This window comes from Duncaniella dubosii, assembly GCF_004803915.1.
In the GTDB taxonomy this organism is placed as follows: domain Bacteria; phylum Bacteroidota; class Bacteroidia; order Bacteroidales; family Muribaculaceae; genus Duncaniella; species Duncaniella dubosii.
Genome location: NZ_CP039396.1, coordinates 1,000,321 through 1,021,014 on the forward strand (window position 1 = coordinate 1,000,321; position 20,694 = coordinate 1,021,014).

9 protein-coding genes, 1 tRNA gene, 3 rRNA genes and 2 pseudogenes are annotated in these 20,694 nt (G+C 53.0%); 4 read left to right on the forward strand and 11 right to left on the reverse strand.

Annotated features, from left to right (window positions below):
• The first annotated feature begins 13 nt into the window (after window positions 1-13).
• The 4 genes and pseudogenes from E7747_RS04365 to E7747_RS04380 all read left to right on the forward strand — a co-directional run bounded on the left by E7747_RS04365 (window position 14) and on the right by E7747_RS04380 (window position 5,563).
• Complete coding sequence (locus E7747_RS04365) at window positions 14-418, forward strand: hypothetical protein (RefSeq protein ID WP_136414348.1); 405 nt, start codon at window positions 14-16, stop codon at window positions 416-418.
• Window positions 419-579: 161 nt separating this feature from the next.
• A pseudogene (dnaE, locus tag E7747_RS04370) lies at window positions 580-4,388 on the forward strand (DNA polymerase III subunit alpha).
• A gap of 146 nt (window positions 4,389-4,534) precedes the next feature.
• Window positions 4,535-4,855, forward strand: coding sequence for a thioredoxin (trxA, locus tag E7747_RS04375; protein WP_123615683.1), 321 nt, complete (start codon window positions 4,535-4,537; stop codon window positions 4,853-4,855).
• Between the two features lie 180 nt (window positions 4,856-5,035).
• Window positions 5,036-5,563, forward strand: a complete 528-nt coding sequence (locus E7747_RS04380; RefSeq protein ID WP_136414350.1) for a hypothetical protein — start codon at window positions 5,036-5,038, stop codon at window positions 5,561-5,563.
• On the opposite strand, the gene E7747_RS04385 is transcribed toward E7747_RS04380, so the two are convergent.
• The 11 genes and pseudogenes from E7747_RS04385 to E7747_RS04435 form a co-directional block, all read right to left on the reverse strand.
• Window positions 5,533-5,997, reverse strand: a complete 465-nt coding sequence (locus E7747_RS04385; protein WP_228449257.1) for a cytidine deaminase — start codon at window positions 5,995-5,997, stop codon at window positions 5,533-5,535. The genes E7747_RS04380 and E7747_RS04385 overlap by 31 nt on opposite strands.
• A gap of 15 nt (window positions 5,998-6,012) precedes the next feature.
• On the reverse strand, window positions 6,013-6,546 hold the full coding sequence (locus E7747_RS04390; protein WP_136414352.1) for a low molecular weight protein-tyrosine-phosphatase: 534 nt from the start codon (window positions 6,544-6,546) through the stop codon (window positions 6,013-6,015).
• Window positions 6,547-6,752: 206 nt separating this feature from the next.
• Window positions 6,753-7,541, reverse strand: a complete 789-nt coding sequence (gene lpxA, locus E7747_RS04395) for an acyl-ACP--UDP-N-acetylglucosamine O-acyltransferase (protein ID WP_123615687.1) — start codon at window positions 7,539-7,541, stop codon at window positions 6,753-6,755.
• A 37-nt stretch (window positions 7,542-7,578) separates the two neighbouring features.
• Window positions 7,579-8,964, reverse strand: coding sequence for a TolC family protein (locus E7747_RS04400; RefSeq protein ID WP_136414354.1), 1,386 nt, complete (start codon window positions 8,962-8,964; stop codon window positions 7,579-7,581).
• Between the two features lie 44 nt (window positions 8,965-9,008).
• A complete protein-coding gene (locus E7747_RS04405) occupies window positions 9,009-12,389 on the reverse strand; it encodes an efflux RND transporter permease subunit (protein WP_136414356.1) in 3,381 nt (1,126 codons plus the stop codon).
• A 40-nt stretch (window positions 12,390-12,429) separates the two neighbouring features.
• Window positions 12,430-13,545 carry an efflux RND transporter periplasmic adaptor subunit gene (locus tag E7747_RS04410; protein WP_228449258.1) on the reverse strand — a complete coding sequence of 372 codons (1,116 nt, stop codon included), beginning with the start codon at window positions 13,543-13,545 and terminating at the stop codon, window positions 12,430-12,432.
• 268 nt (window positions 13,546-13,813) lie between these two features.
• Window positions 13,814-14,988: pseudogene (locus E7747_RS04415) on the reverse strand (MFS transporter).
• Window positions 14,989-15,133: 145 nt separating this feature from the next.
• Window positions 15,134-15,242: ribosomal RNA gene (rrf, locus tag E7747_RS04420) — 5S ribosomal RNA — on the reverse strand.
• 200 nt (window positions 15,243-15,442) lie between these two features.
• A 23S ribosomal RNA gene (locus tag E7747_RS04425) occupies window positions 15,443-18,343 on the reverse strand.
• Between the two features lie 216 nt (window positions 18,344-18,559).
• Window positions 18,560-18,633: transfer RNA gene (locus E7747_RS04430), tRNA-Ile, on the reverse strand.
• A gap of 182 nt (window positions 18,634-18,815) precedes the next feature.
• Window positions 18,816-20,349, reverse strand: a 16S ribosomal RNA gene (locus E7747_RS04435).
• The 16S, 23S and 5S rRNA genes sit together here with 1 tRNA gene alongside, the layout of an rRNA operon.
• Between the last annotated feature and the right edge of the window lie 345 nt (window positions 20,350-20,694).

Genomic DNA, 20,694 nt, shown 5'->3' on the forward strand with positions numbered 1-20,694 from the left:
GATACGCTTCAATATGTCAAAGATAGCAATAAATCAATTTGCTATATTAAAGGACAGTTGTCAGGGAAAGGCCATCACACTTTCCACGGAACTGTCATTTCAGTATTCCGCTGAAACGCGTCAGATTTCTTGTGAGGTAGGCTATCGTTTTACCACAGACGAGGAATTATTCCTGATATTGAAATCGCAGTGTGATTTCGCGATTCATCCTGACGATTGGGCGACCTTTGAAAAAGAGGACGGACTCCACATTCCAAAATCTGTCATGGAACTGCTGGCAGTGCATACCATCGGGACATCCCGGGGTATCCTTTTCTGCAAGACAGAGGGCACACCCTTTAATTCCCTGATGATTCCGCCTATCAATGTCGCCGGAATGATGAAGGATGAGGATGAAAATGTAGCGCCTCATCAATAGTCTGACCGGGATTTCCAATCCTGCTGTTGGGATTCTTACGTTTTTTGCGTACATTTGTATAGAGATAAAGCCGGGTGAATAAAAAACAGGTAATGATATATAGGGATTGCTCCTGTTTTTTCAACCGTCTTAAAATTTAATCAACTTACAATCTCCTGCAAATGCAACAGTTCGTTCATCTCCACGTACACAGCCAGTATTCCCTCCTTGACGGACAGGCTTCGGTCACGGGTCTTGTCGATAAGGCAATGGACCTCGGCATGCCCGGTTTCGCGCTGACCGACCACGGCAACATGTTCGGCATCAAGGAATATTTCAACTATGTCAACAAGGTCAAAGGCAAATACAAAGGCAAGCTCGCCGACCTCAAAAAGAGAATAGAGGAAGCCCCCGAAGGCGAAGCCGACAAGCTCCGCGCCGAACTTGCCCCCGAGATGGAGAAAATTGAACGCAAACTCGCATTCAAACCCATATTCGGCTGCGAGATGTATGTGGCCAAAGGCTCTCTGACCGACCGCTCCGACAAGACCGACAAAGGCCGTCACCTCGTGGTCATAGCCAAGAACCTGAAAGGCTACAAGAACCTAATCAAAATCGTCTCGCAGGCACATACCCACGGCTTCTATCACCACCCGCGAACCGACAAGGAAGCCCTTGCCGCCCACCGCGAGGGGCTGATCGTATGCTCCGCCTGTCTCGGCGGAGAAATCCCCCGCCTCATAGCCGAAGGCAACACCGCCGAGGCCGAGAAGCAGGTCGTATGGTTCAAGGAGACCTTCGGCGATGACTACTACATCGAGCTGCAGCGCCACAAAACCGACCGTCCCGGTGCGAACCGTGAGACATACGTAGAGCAGGAAAAAGTTAACCCCGTGCTCATCGAGCTTGCACGCAAGCATGGAATCAAGATCATAGCCACCAACGACTCCCACTTCATCAACGCCGAGGATGCCGAGGCCCACGACCGCCTCATCTGCATCTCGACCAACAACTATGTTGCCGATCCCGAGCGCATGCGCTACACCAAGCAGGAGTGGTTCAAGTCGCAGGACGAAATGGCGGCCGTGTTCCCCGACCTCCCCGAAGCGCTTGAAAACACCCTTGAGATCCTCGACAAAATCGAGGTCTATTCAATCGACCACGCGCCGATCATGCCCTTCTTCGAGATTCCGGCCGACTTCGGCACGGAGGAGGAATACCGCACACGCATCACCGAGCAGCAGCTCTTTAACGAATTCACACAGGACGAGAACGGCAATGTAGTCCTCTCGCCTGAAGCCGCACAGAAGAAAATCGAGAAACTCGGAGGCTACGACAAGCTCTACCGCATCAAATTCGAGGCCGACTATCTCTCGAAACTTGCCTATGAAGGCGCGGAGCGCCGCTACGGCTCTCCGCTGACCCCGGAACTGGAGGAACGCATACGCTTCGAGCTCTACATAATGAAGACGATGGGTTTCCCCGGCTACTTCCTCATCGTGCAGGACTTCATCAACGTAGCCCGCAAGGAGCTCGGAGTGAGCGTAGGCCCGGGTCGTGGTTCGGCGGCCGGAAGCGTCGTGGCCTACTGTCTCGGCATCACGCAGGTCGACCCGATCAAATATGACCTCCTTTTCGAACGTTTCCTTAACCCCGACCGTATCTCGCTCCCCGATATCGACGTGGACTTCGACGACGACGGCCGTGCCGACGTGCTTCACTACGTCACGGAGAAATATGGTGAAGACAACGTGGCCCATATCATCACCTTCGGCACCATGGCCGCGAAATCAGCCATCAAGGACGTGGCCCGCGTCGAGCAGCTGCCTCTCGCCGAGAGCAACCGCATAGCCAACCTCGTCCCAAGCGCATGCCTGACGGTCCTGACGGCAAAACCCTCAAGACCAACCTGAAGAACTGTTACCAGTATGTGCCCGAATTCGCAGCCGAGCTGAACTCTAACAACTATCTCATCCGCGAGACACTCGAATATGCTCGCCGTCTCGAAGGCAACGTCCGCAACACTGGCGTCCATGCCTGCGGTGTCATCATCTGCCGCGACCCGATTTCCGACTGGGTACCCGTCGCCACAGCTGTCGACAAGAGCGTCGATTCGAAGGATAACGACAAGATGATAGTTACTCAGTATGAAGGATCTATCATCGAGGACACCGGACTCATCAAGATGGACTTCCTCGGGCTTAAAACTCTGTCAATCATCAAGGAAGCCGTCTCAAACATAAAGCAGACCTGCGGAATAGACGTCGACATCGACTCCATCGACATAAACGACCCGAAAACCTACGAGCTTTACAGCCAAGGCAACACCGTCGGTACGTTCCAGTTCGAATCGGCCGGCATGCAGAAATATCTGCGCGAACTCCAGCCGTCGACCTTCGAGGATCTCATAGCCATGAACGCCCTCTACCGTCCCGGCCCGATGGACTATATCCCCGACTTCATCGCCCGAAAACACGGACGCAGCCCCATTACCTACGATATTCCCATCATGGAGAAATATCTCAAGGACACCTACGGGGTGACCGTCTATCAGGAACAGGTCATGCTCCTGTCGCGTCTGCTCGCCAACTTCACGCGCGGTCAGAGCGACACACTGCGTAAGGCGATGGGTAAGAAGCTCATCGACAAGATGAACGAGCTTAAAGGGCTCTTCCTCAAGGGCGGACAGGCCAACGGCCACGACCCGAAGGTGCTTGAAAAAATATGGGCCGACTGGGAAAAATTCGCATCCTACGCGTTCAACAAGTCACACGCCACATGCTATTCATGGGTAGCCTTCCAGACGGCATGGCTCAAAGCCAACTATCCGTCGGAGTACATGGCGGCCGTCCTCACGCGCAACCGTTCCGACATCAACAAGCTCACCGGCTTCATGGATGAATGCAAGCGCATGAAAATCCCCGTGCTCGGCCCGGACATCAATGAAAGTTTCGTCGAATTCGGTGTCAACTCCCACGGTGACATCCGTTTCGGACTCGCGGCCATTAAGGGCGTGGGCGAAAACGTGGTCAAGGCCATCATCGCCGAGCGCAAGGAGAACGGCCCGTTTGAGTCGATCTATGATTTCGTAGAGCGTGTCCCCTCGTCGGCTGTCAACCGCCGCATCTTTGAGAATCTCGTCTATGCCGGCGCATTCGACAGTTTCGAAGGCGTGAAGCGCGAGGATTTCTTCTATGAAAACCCTCGTGGCGAAGTGTTTACTGAAACCCTCGTCCGCTACGGACAGGCATTCCAGAACGACAAGCACAACTCGGCCATGTCGCTCTTCGGCGATGACGCGGAGATGAGCACAGCAGGTCGTCCGCCCGTAGTTCCGCAGAAGGAATGGGCCTCGGCAGTGAAACTTGAACGCGAACGCGAACTTGTCGGTATGTATCTCTCGGCACATCCCCTCGACCCTTATTTCATGGAGCTGACCTACGGCACATGTACCGTCAAGGGCTACAATGAATTCGACCCGGTCGAAGGCGTGGAACTCACGTTCGGAGGCATGGTGGTCGACTTCACCAGCCGTCCCGCCCGCAACGGCGGCCAGTTCGGCATACTCAAAATCGAGGACTACACCGGCAGCGCCGAGTTCATGCTCTTTGAACAGACCTATATCAACTTCCACAACTACGGAGTCCCGGGCACGCCTATCCTCATCACCGGACGCTATGAGAAGCGCTTCTCCTCGTCGCCGCTGCGCTTCAACATCATGAACATCCGTCTGCTCAACGACGTGAAAGGCAAGCTCGTACACTCTATCACAATCGACCTGCCGTCCGACAAGATAACCAAACATATCAAAGAACTGATCGAGGAGGAAATCAAGCGCGAGCCTGATGCCAACGGCGAACTGACATTCCGAATCTTCGACCCCTCGATCAACCGCTCGCTCCACCTGCGTTCCAACCGCCGCATCCCCATCTCCCGCAAGCTCATCGACACCCTGACCGAAGAGGACATAAACTTCACCATAAATGACTGACGCAGCACAGCCCTGCCATGCCATTCAAATTAACAAGAATTTATAAACAGGACTCGCATACGCAGGTGTTTGTTTCAGGAAAATTACGTACATTTGTAGCACTGAAAACAATCAGATACATAATCTAAACTAAACGACTAACTATCATGACATTCACTGATCAGAACGTACACGACATCATTGCTTCAGGCAAACCGGTGGTAATCGATTTTTGGGCAACATGGTGCGGCCCCTGCCAGCGCATGACCCCCATCGTTGAAGAACTCGCTGAAGAATATAAAGATACAGTTGTCATCGGCAAGTATAACATCGAGGAGGAAAACGACCTTGCAGCACAGTATCGCATCATGTCAATCCCCACCATCCTCTTCTTCAAGAACGGTGAGCAGATCCGCGACCTCCGTCTTGCCGGCGCTCAGCCCAAAGAAAATCTCGAAAAGCAAATCAAGAAGCTTCTTGAACTTTAATATCTGCTCCGGGACTCTCTAAGAGGCAAGTATCCAAGACATCAAAAACCAAGGGACAAGCGATTTTCCAATCGCTTGTCCCTTGGTTTTTGTATTATCGCACATTTCCGTGGGGTAAGGCTATGTAACTTTGCAGTGTCGCTCAATATCCAAAGTCATTCCCCATCAAGACACTCCGCCATGAATACACAAAACGCCATTGTCACAGTCTCTGCAAACTTCCGCACTCACAAACCCCATTTCTCCCGCTCAAAATCAGCGAAAGAAAGGTGGACAAAACCTGTTTCAAAGGCTTTCTACGAAAAACTGCGGCTTCGCTGCGAGCAGATTTTCGAAGAAATGCGCTATGGCAGCGGATGGGTGATGAACTTCATGCCGGCCGTCGACAGATATATCTCGACAGGAGAGACTCCGGGAATGTGTGACGAGGGCATACGGATAGTTTTCATCTGTCTGCGTCATGAAATAGACATGGCGCTTGAACGCTCTGCAAAAGCCCGCAAACGGGCCGCAGAACGACGCGAGGGGAAGGAGGCTGCGCAGACTGCCACCCCAGCCGATGAGCCTCATAAGAAGGAAAAAGGTACACTTCCGACAGATACGGCCGATGCGGTCACACCCGATTGTAAGGCCGAGACCTTCAGCCCGACAACCGAGCCGGTCAGTGAAATCAGAATTCAGAGAAACAATAGGGAAGAGTCGAGCTGACGGACGGGAAAATCATGATACGGTTCTTCCCGCAAGCATAACTTCAACAGGCCCACCGGCAAGTTTCTCATATTCAAGCAGAGCCTGACGGCATGCCCGCAAGGTGAAATCGGATCGGGAAGCTCGTTGCCGTCAGTCCCGCGGGCAGCTATGGCAATGGACGTGAAGCGGGCTTCAGGATAGGTGGCATGGGCATAGAAAGCCGCCGTGCGTTCGGCACACAGTCCAGACGGATATGCGGCGTTTTCCTGATTAGAGCCGGTGACAATCTCACCGTTTGAGAGCAGGATGGCCGCTCCTACACTGAATTTACTGTAAGGGGCATAGCTGCGATAGGTTGCCTTGCTTGCAAGCGTCACAAGCTGCTGCTGTTGCGGAGTCAGTTCATCGAATCCGGCTTCAACCACGGGAATGGTTATATCAAAAGTCTTCATAGAAATAAGGAATTTTCAGTTGTCAAATGTATCAAATAAATTCCGGCAGCCGTCCTGAAGCAGATCGAGCACAAGCTCGAAACCTTCCGAACCTTCATAATAGGGGTCAGGCACATGGTCGTAGCGGGAAGTGTCGGTAAAAAAAGCCGCCATAGGCACTATTTTCCTCTCGGCCTCCACCGACGGCGCTACACGCCGCAGATTGGAGACGTTTGAAGCGTCCATAGCCACTATCATATCGAAATCAAGGAAATCTTCGGTATCGACCTGACGGGCGCGATGGGTCAGCTCCAGACCTCGCTGACGGGCATGCACCCTCATGCGCCGGTCGGGAAGATCGCCGATGTGGTAGGCGCCCGTTCCGGCTGAGTCAATCACCCAGCCGTCCTGACGACCCTTGCTCTCCACAATGTCGCGCATTATACCTTCGGCCGCAGGCGAACGGCAGATATTGCCGAGGCAAACGAAAAGCACTCTGAAGGGTTTTCCTTCTTGACGGGCCGACAGGATGTCGCAGATACGCCGGCGGGCGGGATTATCGTTGTTCATATGTATATATTGACAAATAAATCACACATATTGTATAAATCAATTTCTCAGAGTTACTTACAAAAGTAATAATAAAAACGGTCAGTGTGGCATATAAGTTGAAAAAAGCATCTCCACAGAGCCTTTTTAACAGCTTTGCAGAGATGCTTTCGTTTATAACTACACTATCGGGAGATGTATCCTTCAGTGAAGACGGGTCTTCACTGTCAGTTCTCCAGATCTTTCGGAATGGCCACGATACGGAGCTTGTTGTCGCGGATGAACGAGATGATGTTGTCGCGTTCGGTACTCGGGTCTACGTCGGCCTCAATGCGCTTGAGAGCATTGAAAACAGAAGTGCCGGTCTGATAGATGTGACGGTAGCACTTGGCAATGTCATCAATGCGCTCCTCGCTTACGCCCTGCATCCGCAGGATGGTAGCGTTGACACCGAAATAGGCAGTCGGGTTATGAGCCATGATGCAGAAGGGAGGCACATTGCCGGTGATGCGGCATCCGCCCTTTATAAGCACCCAGTCACCGACGCGCGAGTTCTCGTGGATCACAACGCTCGATGAGAGGATTGAACATTCACCGATTTCAACGTCGCCCGCTATGGAGACATTATTGCCGATCACATCGCGACCCTTGAGATGGGAATCGTGTCCGACATGTGAGTTGGCCATGAGGAACGATCCGGTCCCGATGAGAGTGCCGCCTTCGGAAGCGATGCCACGGTTAATGATAACGTTTTCACGAATCACCACGTTGTCGCCGACGTAGCAATAGGTGAAACCGCCTTTCCAGCGGAAATCCTGCGGGTCAGCGCCGACAATAGCACCCTGATAGATTTTACAGTTCTTGCCGATGCGCGAACCACGGATTATGCTTGCAAAAGGCATAACCACGGTGTTGTCGCCGATCTCGACATCCTTGTCGATGTAGGCGAAAGGATGGATAGTGACATTCTCGCCGAGTTTGGCCGAGGGGTCGATGTGAGCTTTGTCGCTAATCATGTTATTATATGTTTGAGGTTGGAGCTATTGCACTTGTTTATCGTCCTCCGCCGAGGTTCTGATAAAGATTGATTATCGAACGTGCGGCGGTCAGGTTGGTTGTGATCTGGGCAGTCTGTGCGCTGAGCAGGTTTTTCTGGGCAGTGAGCACTTCGAGATAGGTTGTCGAACCGTCGAAGAGGAGAAGCTCGTTGGTGATTTCGACAGCCTTTCCAAGGTTCTCGACCTGAAGGGCGAGCCACTGCTGCTTCTTGACGCTCTTCTCATAGACGGTCATGGCATCGCTGACATCGGCAGCGGCACTCATGAGAGTATATTCGAAGTTGTTGAGGGCCTGCTGCTGCTGAGCCTTGGCGGCTTCAAGACGGGCAATGTTCTGTCCGCGCGAGAAGATGGGGGCTGTCAGGCTGCCTGCAAGCTGGATGAACCAGTCACCGGGATTCTTGACAAAACCTCCGAGAAGGTTGGTAAATCCGCCGTTTGCAGTGATGTTGATGCTGGGATAGAAAGCGGCGCGGGCCGATGCGGTCGAGTAGTAGGCCGAAGCGAGAGCCATTTCAGATGCACGCACGTCGGGGCGCACAGCGAGTTCGGCCATCGGGATGGCGGTACGGTTCATGACAGGCACATTGATCGAGGCATCGGGCGATACAGTCCATTTCCGGGGCATCTCGTTGAGAAGAAGCGACATGGTGTTGTTGGCTTCGTGGAGCGAAAGCTCGATGTCGGTTATCGAAGCCTCGATGCTGTAGTATTGCGCAAGGCTCTGGACCACTGCGTCCTCGCGCAGACGGCCTGCCTCTTTAAGATTGCGCATCACATTGACGCTCTCTTTCCAGAGTTCGGAAGTCTCGCGTGAAAGTTTGAGCTGGGCTTCAAGAGCCGAGATCGAATAGTAGCACTGGGCCACGCCGGCGATAATCTGCGAGCGGACAGCCTGTTCGTAGGCTCTCGACTGAAGCTCGGCCATCTCGGCGCCACGCTTGGTGTTGAGAATCTTGCCGAAGATGTCGACTTCCCAGTTGACAGCGAGCGGGAGCTGATAGGTCCAGCTGAAATCATTGTCGGCATATTTCGCACCCGCACCGTTGGGTGTGAAGGCGAGCGAGGGGAGATAGCTCAGACGAGCGCCCTTGAGCTGTGCGTGGGCGATGTCGACGTTGAGCTTGGCGTTGCGGAGATCCTTGTTGTTGTCCAAGGCACGCTGGATAAGGTCGACAAGAGCGGGATCAGTGAAGACGGCACGCCACGAGAGATTGCCGAAAGCCGTTGAATCGTCCTGAATCTGAAGAGCCTCGGCATACTCCTTCACGAGCTGACTGTCGATGTCCTTGACATCATATTTTTTGTAAATCCCGCAGCCACTGAGCGCGGTAACGCTCAGCGAGGCTGCAAGGACAAGTGAAAAATTCTTGATTTTCATTGAGTATGGTGTTAACTGTGATGAAAAACAGTTGGAGAATTTGATTAGTGAGAGGGAGTGTACTGCTCGATTTCGTTCTCGATACCTTCATTGTCGGTGTCTTCCCACTTGAGCGGAGTGATCTTTTCCTGAATCTTCTGGAAAATCACGAAGAGGGCGGGCACGATGAGCACCTGAAGAATCATACCGATGAGCATACCGCCGATCGAACCTGTACCGAGGGCACGGTTACCGTTGGCGCCCGCACCGGTCGCGAACATCATCGGGAGAAGACCGATAATCATTGCAAGCGATGTCATGAGGATAGGACGCAGACGCGCTGAGGCACCCTGAATCGCAGCATTGACAATCGACATGCCCGTGCGGCGGCGCTCGACAGCGAACTCAACGATAAGGATGGCGTTCTTGGCGAGAAGACCGATGAGCATGATGAGGGCAATCTGCAGGTAGATGTTGTTGGTGATGCCGAATATCTGAGCAAAGATGAAAGTACCCATGAGGCCGAAGGGAATAGAGAAGATAACGGCGAAGGGAAGGATGTAGCTTTCATACTGTGCGGACAGAAGGAGGTAGACGAAGAGTAGACAGAGACCGAAGATGACGGCAGTCGTTGAGCCGGCACCGGTCGAAGCTTCCTCACGTGTCATACCGGAATATTCGTAGCCGAATCCGGCAGGGAGTGTCTCGGCGGCAACACGTTCGATTGCTTCAAGACACTGGCCTGACGAATAGCCCGGAGCAGGCTGGCCGGTCACAGAAATCGACTGGAACATGTTGAATCGGTTGAGAAGGTCAGGACCGTAGACCTTGGTGAGAGTCACGAAGTTTGACAGCGATGCCATCTGGTTGCCGTTGCGCACCTTGATCGAGGCAAGGGTCTCGGGGCTTACACGCGATTCGGGGGTAGCCTGCATCATAACACGGTAAATCTTACCGAAACGGTTGAAGTTTGACACATACATACCGCCATAGTAGCCCTGAAGCGTCGAAAGAATGTCTTTCGGCGACAGACCGGCCTGCTTGGCTTTTGCAGCGTCGATGTCGACCATGTATTGCGGGAAGGTCGGGTTGAATGTCGTGTAGGCCGCCTGAACTTCCGGCTGCTGGTTGAGCTTGGCAAGGAAGCCCTGAACCACGGTGAAGAAAGCGTTGACATCACCGCCGGTGCGGTCCTGCATCTTGATTTCAAAACCGTTGGTCATAGAGTAGCCCGAAATCATCGGGGGAGCGAAAATCATCACACGTCCGTCCTTGATGACCGAAGTCAGTCCGTAGAGCTTCATGAGGATTGCATCAGATGTCTGGTCGGCACGCTTGCGGTCTTCCCAGTTCTTGAGCTTGAGGATGAAAGTACCGTAGGTGGCACCCTGACCAGCCATGAAGCTATAGCCGGAAATCTTTTGGCGATACTCGATTTCAGGAATCTGAGCAAGAAGCCCGTCGATTTTATCGAGCACTTCGTCAGTGCGTTCCTGAGATGTTCCCGGGGGCATGTCAAGCATACAGAAGAGCGTACCGGTATCCTCGTTGGGCACGAGGGTCGAGGTTGTGATGCTCATGAGCCATACAAGAATAGCAACAACGCCGGCCACAATTCCAAACGAAGTGATCTTGTGGTGGATGAAGAAAGAGGTAAACTTGTTGTAGACTTTCAGGATGCGGCCGAAGCCGATTTCAAATCCTTTGTGGAAACGCTTGCTGAAGATGCCGAGGACTGCGATGACTGCGCAGACAGAAGCGATTGCAAGCTGGAGGGGCTTGTGGATGTTGTACCATCCGAGCACCATGAACGTGATTGTGGCGACAAGGAAAGCAAAAGTGATCAGCGGGGGGAGATTGAGAGAGAAACGGCGCTTGGTCTCCTTGACAACGGCTTCGCCGGCTGCGCTGTAAGCCTTGCCCATGCGTTCCTTGAGCGACGAATTGTCATCGTGGCCTTTCAGGAAGACGGCACAGAGCGCGGGAGAAAGGGTCAAGGCGTTCAATGCGGACAGACCGATCGCGATTGCCATTGTCAGACCGAACTGACGGTAGAACACACCTGTCGTACCCGACATGAATGACACGGGAATGAACACGAGCATCATGACGAGGGTAATCGAGATGATTGCACCGCCGATTTCACCCATCGCGTCAATCGAAGCCTTACGCGCGCTCTTGTAGCCAACGTCGAGCTTGGCATGGACCGCCTCGACGACCACAATCGCGTCGTCGACCACAATCGCAATCGCAAGGACGAGAGCAGAGAGGGTGATGAGGTTGATGGAGAATCCGATAAGATTCATGAAGAAGAATGTACCGACAAGGGCCACGGGAATGGCAATGGCGGGGATGATGGTCGAACGGATGTCCTGAAGGAAGACATATACGACGAAGAACACAAGGATGAATGCCTCGATGAGGGTCTTGATAACCTCATGGATAGAGGCATCGAGGAAGTCGTTGTTGTTCATCGGGACAGCGATGGCGAGACCGGCAGGAAGTTCCTTCTTCATGTTGTCGACCACCTTGAGACAGTCGTTGATGATCTGTGTCGCGTTAGAACCTGCGGTCTGGAAGATGATACAGCTCGTAGAAGCGAAGCCGTTGAGAGAGTTTGAGAAGCCGTATGTCACACGTCCGAGTTCGATTTCGGCAACGTCGCCGAGACGGAGCACCTCGCCGGTCGGTTTTGCGGAAACGACGATGTTCTCAAATTCCTCGGGGGTTGTGAGACGGCCTTTGTATTTCATCGTGTACTGGAAGCTCTGGTCACCCTGTTCGCCGAAGGCACCGGGGGCAGCCTCGATGTTCTGCTCGGCAAGAGCATAGGAGATGTCGGTGGGGACAAGACCATACTGAGCCATCACCTCGGGCTTGAGCCAGATACGCATGGAGTAGTCAGCGCCGAATGACATAACGTCGCCCACACCTGACACACGCTGCAACTGCGGAATCATGTTGATTTTCGCGTAGTTGTCGAGGAACTCCTGAGTGTAGTTGCCGGACTTGTCGTAGAGTGCCACCATGAGAAGCATTGAGCTCTGACGCTTCTGAGTGAGCACACCCACCTGAGTAACTTCGGCAGGAAGGAGGTTCTGTGCTTTTGCGACACGGTTCTGAACGTCGACGGCAGCCATGTCGGGGTTGAAGCCCTGTTCGAAATATACGGTAATGTCGGCCGAACCGGTATTAGTTGCGGTAGACTCCATGTAGGTCATGCCTTCAGCACCGTTGATCGACTCTTCGAGAGGGGCAATCACAGAGTTAAGCACCGCCTGAGCATTCGCACCTGTGTATGTAGTGGAAACCCTGATGGTCGGAGGCGCAATGTCGGGGAACTGGGTTACCGGCAACGAAAAGAGTCCGATCAGACCGAGAAGTACGATGAAGATCGAAATCACCGTCGACAGCACCGGTCTGTTGATGAATCTATCTAATTTCATTGAATTTACTTAAAAATGATATACTGTGTTTCCGTTAAACTTATTTCGCAGCGGGAGCGGCCTGTGCCGGTGCTTCACCTGCCTGAGGTGCTTCCTTTGGAGCGACGGGATTGATGACCATTCCGTCAGAAAGCTTAGAGCCAACGCCTTCGACAGCGATGCGCTGACCGGGCTGGAGACCTGAGGTGACAACGAAGGTCTTGCCGTCATTGTTGGCCTCGATAGTGATAGGAGTGGAAACAATCTTGTTTGAGTCGTTGACAACGTAGGCGAAACGACGGTCCTGAAGTTCGAAGGTAGCCTTCTGGGGAATCACTATTACGTCCTGCTTGTCGTCAGGGAGTATGATCTGACCTGTGCCTCCGCTGCGGAGGATTCCGCTGGGGTTCTTGAAGAGGGCGCGGACGCTCGAAGAACCTGTCGAGTTGTCGATGACACCGGAGACTGTGGCAACCTTGCCGGAGATGGGATAGAGAGTTCCGTCGCTAAGTCGGAGCTGTACTTCGGGCATGGCCTTGATGGCAGCGTCGATTGACTGCTTGCCTTCACCCGAAAGCTTAAGGAGGTCTTTTTCGGTGAGTGAGAAATAGGCATAGACTTCAGAGTTGTCGCTGACAGTTGTCAGAGGCTGTGCTGAAGACGGAGACGCGAGAGAGCCTTCACGGTTGGGGATAGTGCCGACAACGCCGTCGCTGGGAGCAGTCACGACTGTGTAGGCAAGATTTTTCTGGGCAGAGGCGAGAGCGGCCTTGGCGTTGGCGAGCTGAGCCTGTGCCTGCGCGAGAGAATTCTGTGAGAGCTGATACTCGTATTCGCTGATGATGTTCTTGTCGAAAAGAGTCTTTTTGCTGTCGGCGGTCATCTTTGCGGTGTTGACAGCTGTCTGGGCGTTGTTGACGGCAGCGCGGGCCTGATCGACGGCAGCCTGAAATGTCACCTGATCAAGAGTGAAGAGCACCTGTCCCTTGCGCACGTGCTGACCTTCATCAACATGAACCTTTGTGATGAATCCTGTTACCTGCGGACGGATATCAATGTCGGTCTTACCCTTTATGGTTGCAGGGAAGGTCGACTGCAGAGCAGCTGTCTGAGGAGCGATTGTGATAGTAGCGATTTCGGGGCCGGCATCTGCATCTGCTGCTGGTTCTTCGAACATGAAGGCAGCAAAGCCACGGCTGCGAGCATCATACCGATGCCGCTTTTCGATAACGCGATGGATTTCATTGTCATTCTTTTCTTAACTTTGATAATATACCTATTTTAATAATTTTTCGAAATTTAACGTGCAAAGTTACCAATTATTTAAGCACTAATAGACAAAGGGAATAATAAAGATTGTAAAATTGGCAAAAACTCCCTCATTATTTCCTTTTTTGACCAATAGAGTATTAGGAATTTTATTGAATAATTTTACACATCGAGGCTCATGCAAGAGTCTTTTTTCTAAGATTCGGCAGGAAGGCAGCCACGATGCCGAGAAGGGGCATATAGGCACAGAAATTATAGACGGCCTCAATTCCGTAGCGGTCAGCGAAGTCGCCGAGCACAGCAGAGGCAATGCCTCCGACACCGAAAGCGAATCCGAAGAAGAGGCCGGAAATCATGCCGAGCTTTGTCGGGAGGAGTTCCTGAGCATAAAGCAATATTGCGGGGAAGGCCGACGAGAGCATGAAGCCGGCACAGAAACTGAGCATGACTGTTGGTGCGAGGCCGACGTGGGGCATGAGAAGCGAGAAGGGGCTGTCCCGAGAATCGAGGCCCAGATGACGGCCTTGCGGCCATAACGGTCTCCAACAGGGCCTCCGATTAGCGTGCCTACGGCTGTCGAGACTACGAATACAAAGAGGAATATCTGAGAAAGGGAGACGGAAACTCCGAATTTGTCAATGAGATAGAAGGTGTAGTAGCTCGAAAGGCTTGCCATGTAGATGTATTTCGAGAATATGAGGACGATTATGACACCGATTGTAAATATGGTGTGGCTGCGCGAGAGCGGGAGTACGGCATGACGCTCCGTGCGGACCTCACTATTGCGAAGCTCGCGGAGATAGTTGCCATACCACCGGCAGATCGGTCGCATGGCCCAGAAACAGAGGAAAGCAAAAATCAGGAAAAAGGCGACATAGCGGCGGTCGTGAGGCGCAACGATGAGTGCGACGAGCAACGGACCGATAGAGCCACCGAAGTTTCCGCCGACCTGAAAGACAGACTGCGCGAAGCCTCGGCGCTGACGTCCGGCAAGAGATGTTATGCGCGATGCCTCGGGATGAAGCGTTGCCGAACCGAGTCCGACCATGAAGACGGCGACAAGTATGCCGGTCAGAGTCGTGCAGAAGGCGAAGAGGAGGATTCCGACAGCTGTGGAGCACATTCCCATAGGCAGACTGAACGCGAATGGCCTGCGGTCGAAAGCATAGCCTACAACGGGCTGAAATATTGATGCCGCAAGCTGATAAACGAGCGTTATAAGGCCGATTTCAGCAAAATTAATGCCAAGATCAGCCTTGAGCATTGGATAGACCGCTGTGATGACCGACTGGAGAAGGTCGTTGAGACAGTGGGCGGCACTCAGCGCAAGCAACACATGGAATGTGGGCATTTTTGTCAAGCCCTTCAGTTTCTGAAAAAAATTAGCCATAAGACGTATATAATTCTACAGTTTTCTATCTACAAAGATATTTCAGAAATATATAAAAAAGCCGAAGCCTGAGACGCTATCTGCATCTCAGGCTTCGGTCGGTTAGAAGGGGCGGTTATCTACTTTCCCACTTTCGCAGTATCATCGACGTGGTGAGGTTTAACTTCTCTGTTCGGAATGGGAAGAGGTGGAGCCCTCACGCTATGGCCACCTTAGTGTCTGCGGTCAGGAACTGTATCCTGCCTTGTAAGGTTAGAAAGAGGCGGTGGAAGCGAAGTGAAGCTACATGAGTAACCTTCTCTTGAACCGGCCACCGAACGATTCCCGAGGCCTTGTTACGTTTGCCAGCGGATGTACGATTCAGCGACTGAAACTGTCCTTCCATCAATGGGAAGGCTATTTTTTGGGATTGCTCCCAAGAAAGGGTTTGGGCGATTAGTACCGCTCGGCTGTGTACGTTACCGTACCTGCACCTGCGGCCTATCTACGTCTTCGTCTTAAACGGCCCTTGTGTGGAGATCTTATCTTGAGGGGGGCTTCGTGCTTAGATGCTTTCAGCACTTATCCTTACCCGACGCGGCTACCCGGCGGTGCTCCTGGCGGAACAACCGGTAAACCGGAGGTCGGTCCAACACGGTCCTCTCGTACTAGTGTCGGGGCCTCGCAAATCTCCCGCGCCCACAACAGATAGAGACCGAACTGTCTCACGACGTTCTGAACCCAGCTCGCGTGCCACTTTAATAGGCGAACAGCCTAACCCTTGGGACCTTCTCCAGCCCCGGGATGTGACGAGCCGACATCGAGGTGCCAAACCACTCCGTCGATATGAGCTCTTGGGAGGGATCAGCCTGTTATCCCCGGAGTACCTTTTATCCTTTGAGCGATGGCCCTTCCATACGGAACCACCGGATCACTATGCTCTAGTTTCCTACCTGTTCGACTTGTCTGTCTCTCAGTCAAGCGCGCTTGTGCCATTACACTCTGCGGCCGGTTACCAATCGGCCTGAGCGCACCTTTAGAAGCCTCCGTTACGCTTTTGGAGGCGACCACCCCAGTCAAACTACCCACCAAGCAGTGTCCTCGCCAACGCGAGTTAGAGACCAAATGTGCAAAGGTCAGTATTTCAACGCCGACTCCACGGTGACTGGCGTCACCGCTTCGATGTCTCCTGACTATCCTACACATCGCACACCCGGTCACAGTGCTAAGCTGCAGTAAAGGTTCACGGGGTCTTTTCGTCCCGTTGCGGGTAATCGGCATCTTCACCGATACTACAATTTCACCGAGCTCACGGTTGAGACAGTGTCCGGATCATTACACCATTCGTGCAGGTCGGAACTTACCCGACAAGGAATTTCGCTACCTTAGGACCGTTATAGTTACGGCCGCCGTTTACCGGGGCTTCAATTCAATGCTTCCCTTGCGGTGACATCTCCTCTTAACCTTCCGGCACCGGGCAGGTGTCAGGCTGTATTCTTCATCTTTCAATTTCGCACAGCCCTGTGTTTTTGTTAAACAGTTGCCTGGACCTATTCTCTGCGCCCTCCCCGGAGGGAGGGACCCCTTATCCCGAAGTTACGGGGTCAGTTTGCCTAGTTCCTTAACCGTGAATCTCTCGAGCGCCTTGGTATGTTCTACCCGACCACCTGTGTCGGTTTGGGGTACGGGTCCTGCATGGATTAAGTTTAGCGGATTTTCTCGGGAGCATGGTTACCTCCGCTGTCGGATTGCCTCGGGGGCTCTCCGTACTGTCCCGTTTCAGCACCCCCGGCGGATTTGCCTGCCGGGCGTATACCTACGCGGTTCAACGTGCTATTCCGTCAGCACGCGGGAGTGTCACTTCTCCGTCTCCACATCACTCCATACAGGAGTAACGGAATGTTGACCGTTTCTTCCATCGGGTACGCCTTGCGGCTGCCCCTTAGGTCCCGACTGACTCTGATCCGATTAGCGTTGATCAGAAACCCTTGGTCTTGCGGCGAGGGGGTTTCCCGCCCCCTTTGTCGTTACTTATACCTACATTTGCTTTTCCGGCTCCTCCAGCGCGGCTCGCGCCACGCCTTCAGCGGTTACCGGAATGCTCCCCTACCAATCATGCATTACGCATGATTCCACGTCTTCGGCACCGGACTTATGCCCGATTATTATCCATGCGGGATCACTCGACTAGTGAGCTGTTACGCACTCTTTAAATGAATGGCTGCTTCCAAGCCAACATCCTAGCTGTCCTTGCAATCCCACCTCGTTATTGTCTTCAACTTAGCCCGGATTTGGGGCCTTGGACGGTGGTCTGAGTTGTTCCTCTCTCGGACGCGGACCTTAGCACCCGCGCCCTCACTCCCGGGGACCGTGCCGTGGCATTCGGAGTTTGTCAGGACTTGATAGGCGGTGAAGCCCTCGCATCCTATCAGTCGCTCTACCTCCACGGTACTGCGCCCGAGGCTGCACCTAAATGCATTTCGGGGAGTACGAGCTATCTCCAAGTTTGATTGGCCTTTCACTCCTACCCTCAGGTCATCCGAAAGCTTTTCAACGCTTACCGGTTCGGTCCTCCAGTGGGTGTTACCCCACCTTCAACCTGCCCAAGGGTAGATCACTTGGTTTCGCGTCTACCGCCGCTGACTGAAGGCGCCTTGTTCAGACTCGCTTTCGCTTCGGCTCCGCACCTGAAGTGCTTAGCCTCGCCAACGACGGTAACTCGTAGGTTCATTATGCAAAAGGCACGCCGTCACTGTACTAAACAGCTCCGACCGCTTGTAGGCACATGATTTCAGGGTCTGTTTCACTCCTCTGTTCGAGGTTCTTTTCACCTTTCCCTCACGGTACTGGTTCGCTATCGGTCTCTCGGTAGTATTTAGCCTTACGGGATGGTCCCGCGGATTCGGCCAGGATTCCTCGTGTCCCGGCTTACTCAGGTGCCGTCTCTGTCAGCTCTTGCATTTCGCCTACGGGGCTCTCACCCGCTGCGGCCCTCCTTTCCAGAAGGTTCGGCTATGCGCCCGCTGTCCATTCGTCGACGGTCCTACAACCCCGGTCCGCGCCGAAACGCGGCCGGTTTGGGCTCTTGCGCGTTCGCTCGCCACTACTTGCGCAATCATTGGTTTATTTTCTCTTCCTCCGGGTACTGAGATGTTTCAGTTCCCCGGGTTTGCCCCTCCTATATGGGAGGTACCGGCCGAAAGCCGGTGGGTTGCCCCATTCGGACATCTGCGGATCAAGGGATATTTGCTCCTACCCGCAGCTTTTCGCAGCTTATCACGTCCTTCGTCGCCTCCGAGAGCCAAGGCATCCTTCATGTGCCCTTATCTCCTTTCTTTATGACCTTAGTATTTTTCAATCGGTTCGAACATCACTCGGCTCGCTCTCTGAAATCGTCCTGTTGTTGTGACTCGATTCAAAGAAACAGAGTTGCCTCGTGTTTCGCTTGATTTGATTTACTCGTTGTGTTTGCTTCGATTTTGCAAGCTCCATATTTTTTCAATGGAGTCTCGCGTATCTTCGCTTCCAGTATGTCAATGTCCTCTTTCTTGTGTAGTCCCTGGCAGAGTTGAACTGCCGACCTCTACATTATCAGTGTAGCGCTCTAACCAACTGAGCTAAGGGACTGTGCTTAATCCCTTCAGGAAGGACCGCTGTGAATCCGTTTCACGGGATTAATTATGATAGTTGCAACTTCCGAAGCAGTACGGAGTCCGTGAACCCCGCCGGACATTTCCATATCCGTGTGCCAGCCTTCTATATTTCGTCAGACTTTCTTTCAGACCCGGAGACCGCTGTCTCCGCTCCAGAAAGGAGGTGTTCCAGCCGCACCTTCCGGTACGGCTACCTTGTTACGACTTAGCCCCAGTCACCGGTTTTACCTTAGGGCGCTCCTTGCGGTTGCACACTTCAGGCACTCCCGGCTTCCATGGCTTGACGGGCGGTGTGTACAAGGCCCGGGAACGTATTCACCGCGCCGTGGCTGATGCGCGATTACTAGCGAATCCAGCTTCATGGAGTCGGGTTGCAGACTCCAATCCGAACTGAGACAGGCTTTGAAGTTCCGCTCTGCGTCGCCGCATCGCATCTCTCTGTACCTGCCATTGTAACACGTGTGTCGCCCCGGACGTAAGGGCCGTGCTGATTTGACGTCATCCCCGCCTTCCTCACAGCTTGCGCCGGCAGTCTCGCCAGAGTCCCCAACTTTACTTGCTGGTAACTGGCGATGGGGGTTGCGCTCGTTATGGCACTTAAGCCGACACCTCACGGCACGAGCTGACGACAACCATGCAGCACCTCGACGGATGCCCGAAGGGCTGCCTCCTTTCAAAAACATTCATCCGTCGTTTGAGCCCGGGTAAGGTTCCTCGCGTATCATCGAATTAAACCACATGTTCCTCCGCTTGTGCGGGCCCCCGTCAATTCCTTTGAGTTTCACCGTTGCCGGCGTACTCCCCAGGTGGAATACTTAACGCTTTCGCTGTACCACCCAGACCTCAATCGGCCCGGACAGTTAGTATTCATCGTTTACTGCGTGGACTACCAGGGTATCTAATCCTGTTCGATACCCACGCTTTCGTGCATGAGCGTCAGTTGAGCGCCGGTATGCTGCCTTCGCAATCGGAGTTCTGCGTGATATCTATGCATTTCACCGCTACACCACGCATTCCGCATACTTCTCGCTCACTCAAGAACGCCAGTTTCAACGGCACGACGGGGTTGAGCCCCGAAATTTTACCGCTGACTTGACATTCCGCCTGCGCACCCTTTAAACCCAATAAATCCGGATAACGCTCGCATCCTCCGTATTACCGCGGCTGCTGGCACGGAGTTAGCCGATGCTTTTTCTTCAGGTACTCGCAAAACGCCACACGTGGCGTCCTTTGCTCCCTGACAAAAGAGGTTTACAATCCATAGGACCGTCATCCCTCACGCGACTTGGCTGGTTCAGCCCTGCGGCCATTGACCAATATTCCTCACTGCTGCCTCCCGTAGGAGTCTGGTCCGTGTCTCAGTACCAGTGTGGGGGACCTTCCTCTCAGAACCCCTACGCATCGTCGCCTTGGTGGGCCGTTACCCGCCAACTAGCTAATGCGACGCATGACCATCCGTAGCCGGAATCGCTTCCTTTAAACCCCGGGGAGATGCCTCCAAGGGTTGTTACGCGGTATTAGACGGAATTTCTTCCGCTTATCCCCCTGCTACGGGCAGGTTTCATACGTGTTACTCACCCGTGCGCCGGTCGCCGGCGGGAGTATTGCTACTCCCCCGCTGCCCCTCGACTTGCATGTGTTAAGCCTGTCGCTAGCGTTCATCCTGAGCCAGGATCAAACTCTTCGTTGTTGTCTATCTTTTCTTTTTCTTTTCTATTTCATAATAGAGCAGGAAAGCAAGAAAGACCGTCTGTTCTGTTCTTTATTTTGCCTTCACAGAAACAGCGCCGGATCCTGTCTGACTTATTCGGTTGAACACCGGATTTTTTTCGGAAATTTGACAGAGTTCACTTCTAAATTATGACTCTTGTACTACTTCGTTATTGTTGCAATTATTTCAATGTTCTCTTCGTCGCTTTCTTCGGAAGCGCCTCTCGTGGCGTTTATCGGAAAACTTTGCAAGGGTATGTCTTATTTTCGAAACCTGCAAATCTTTTCGAGATTTTAACATTTGTTTAACATTTCATCGTCGAAC

Excerpts from the sequence above, each read along its gene's own strand:
- E7747_RS04365 (WP_136414348.1), top strand. The coding sequence starts at position 14 with ATGTCAAAGATAGCAATAAATCAATTTGCTATATTAAAGGACAGTTGT.
- trxA (WP_123615683.1), top strand. The coding sequence starts at position 4,535 with ATGACATTCACTGATCAGAACGTACACGACATCATTGCTTCAGGCAAA.
- E7747_RS04380 (WP_136414350.1), top strand. The coding sequence starts at position 5,036 with ATGAATACACAAAACGCCATTGTCACAGTCTCTGCAAACTTCCGCACT.
- E7747_RS04385 (WP_228449257.1), bottom strand. The coding sequence starts at position 5,997 with ATGAAGACTTTTGATATAACCATTCCCGTGGTTGAAGCCGGATTCGAT.
- E7747_RS04390 (WP_136414352.1), bottom strand. The coding sequence starts at position 6,546 with ATGAACAACGATAATCCCGCCCGCCGGCGTATCTGCGACATCCTGTCG.
- lpxA (WP_123615687.1), bottom strand. The coding sequence starts at position 7,541 with ATGATTAGCGACAAAGCTCACATCGACCCCTCGGCCAAACTCGGCGAG.
- E7747_RS04400 (WP_136414354.1), bottom strand. The coding sequence starts at position 8,964 with ATGAAAATCAAGAATTTTTCACTTGTCCTTGCAGCCTCGCTGAGCGTT.
- E7747_RS04405 (WP_136414356.1), bottom strand. The coding sequence starts at position 12,389 with ATGAAATTAGATAGATTCATCAACAGACCGGTGCTGTCGACGGTGATT.
- E7747_RS04410 (WP_228449258.1), bottom strand. The coding sequence starts at position 13,545 with ATGTTCGAAGAACCAGCAGCAGATGCAGATGCCGGCCCCGAAATCGCT.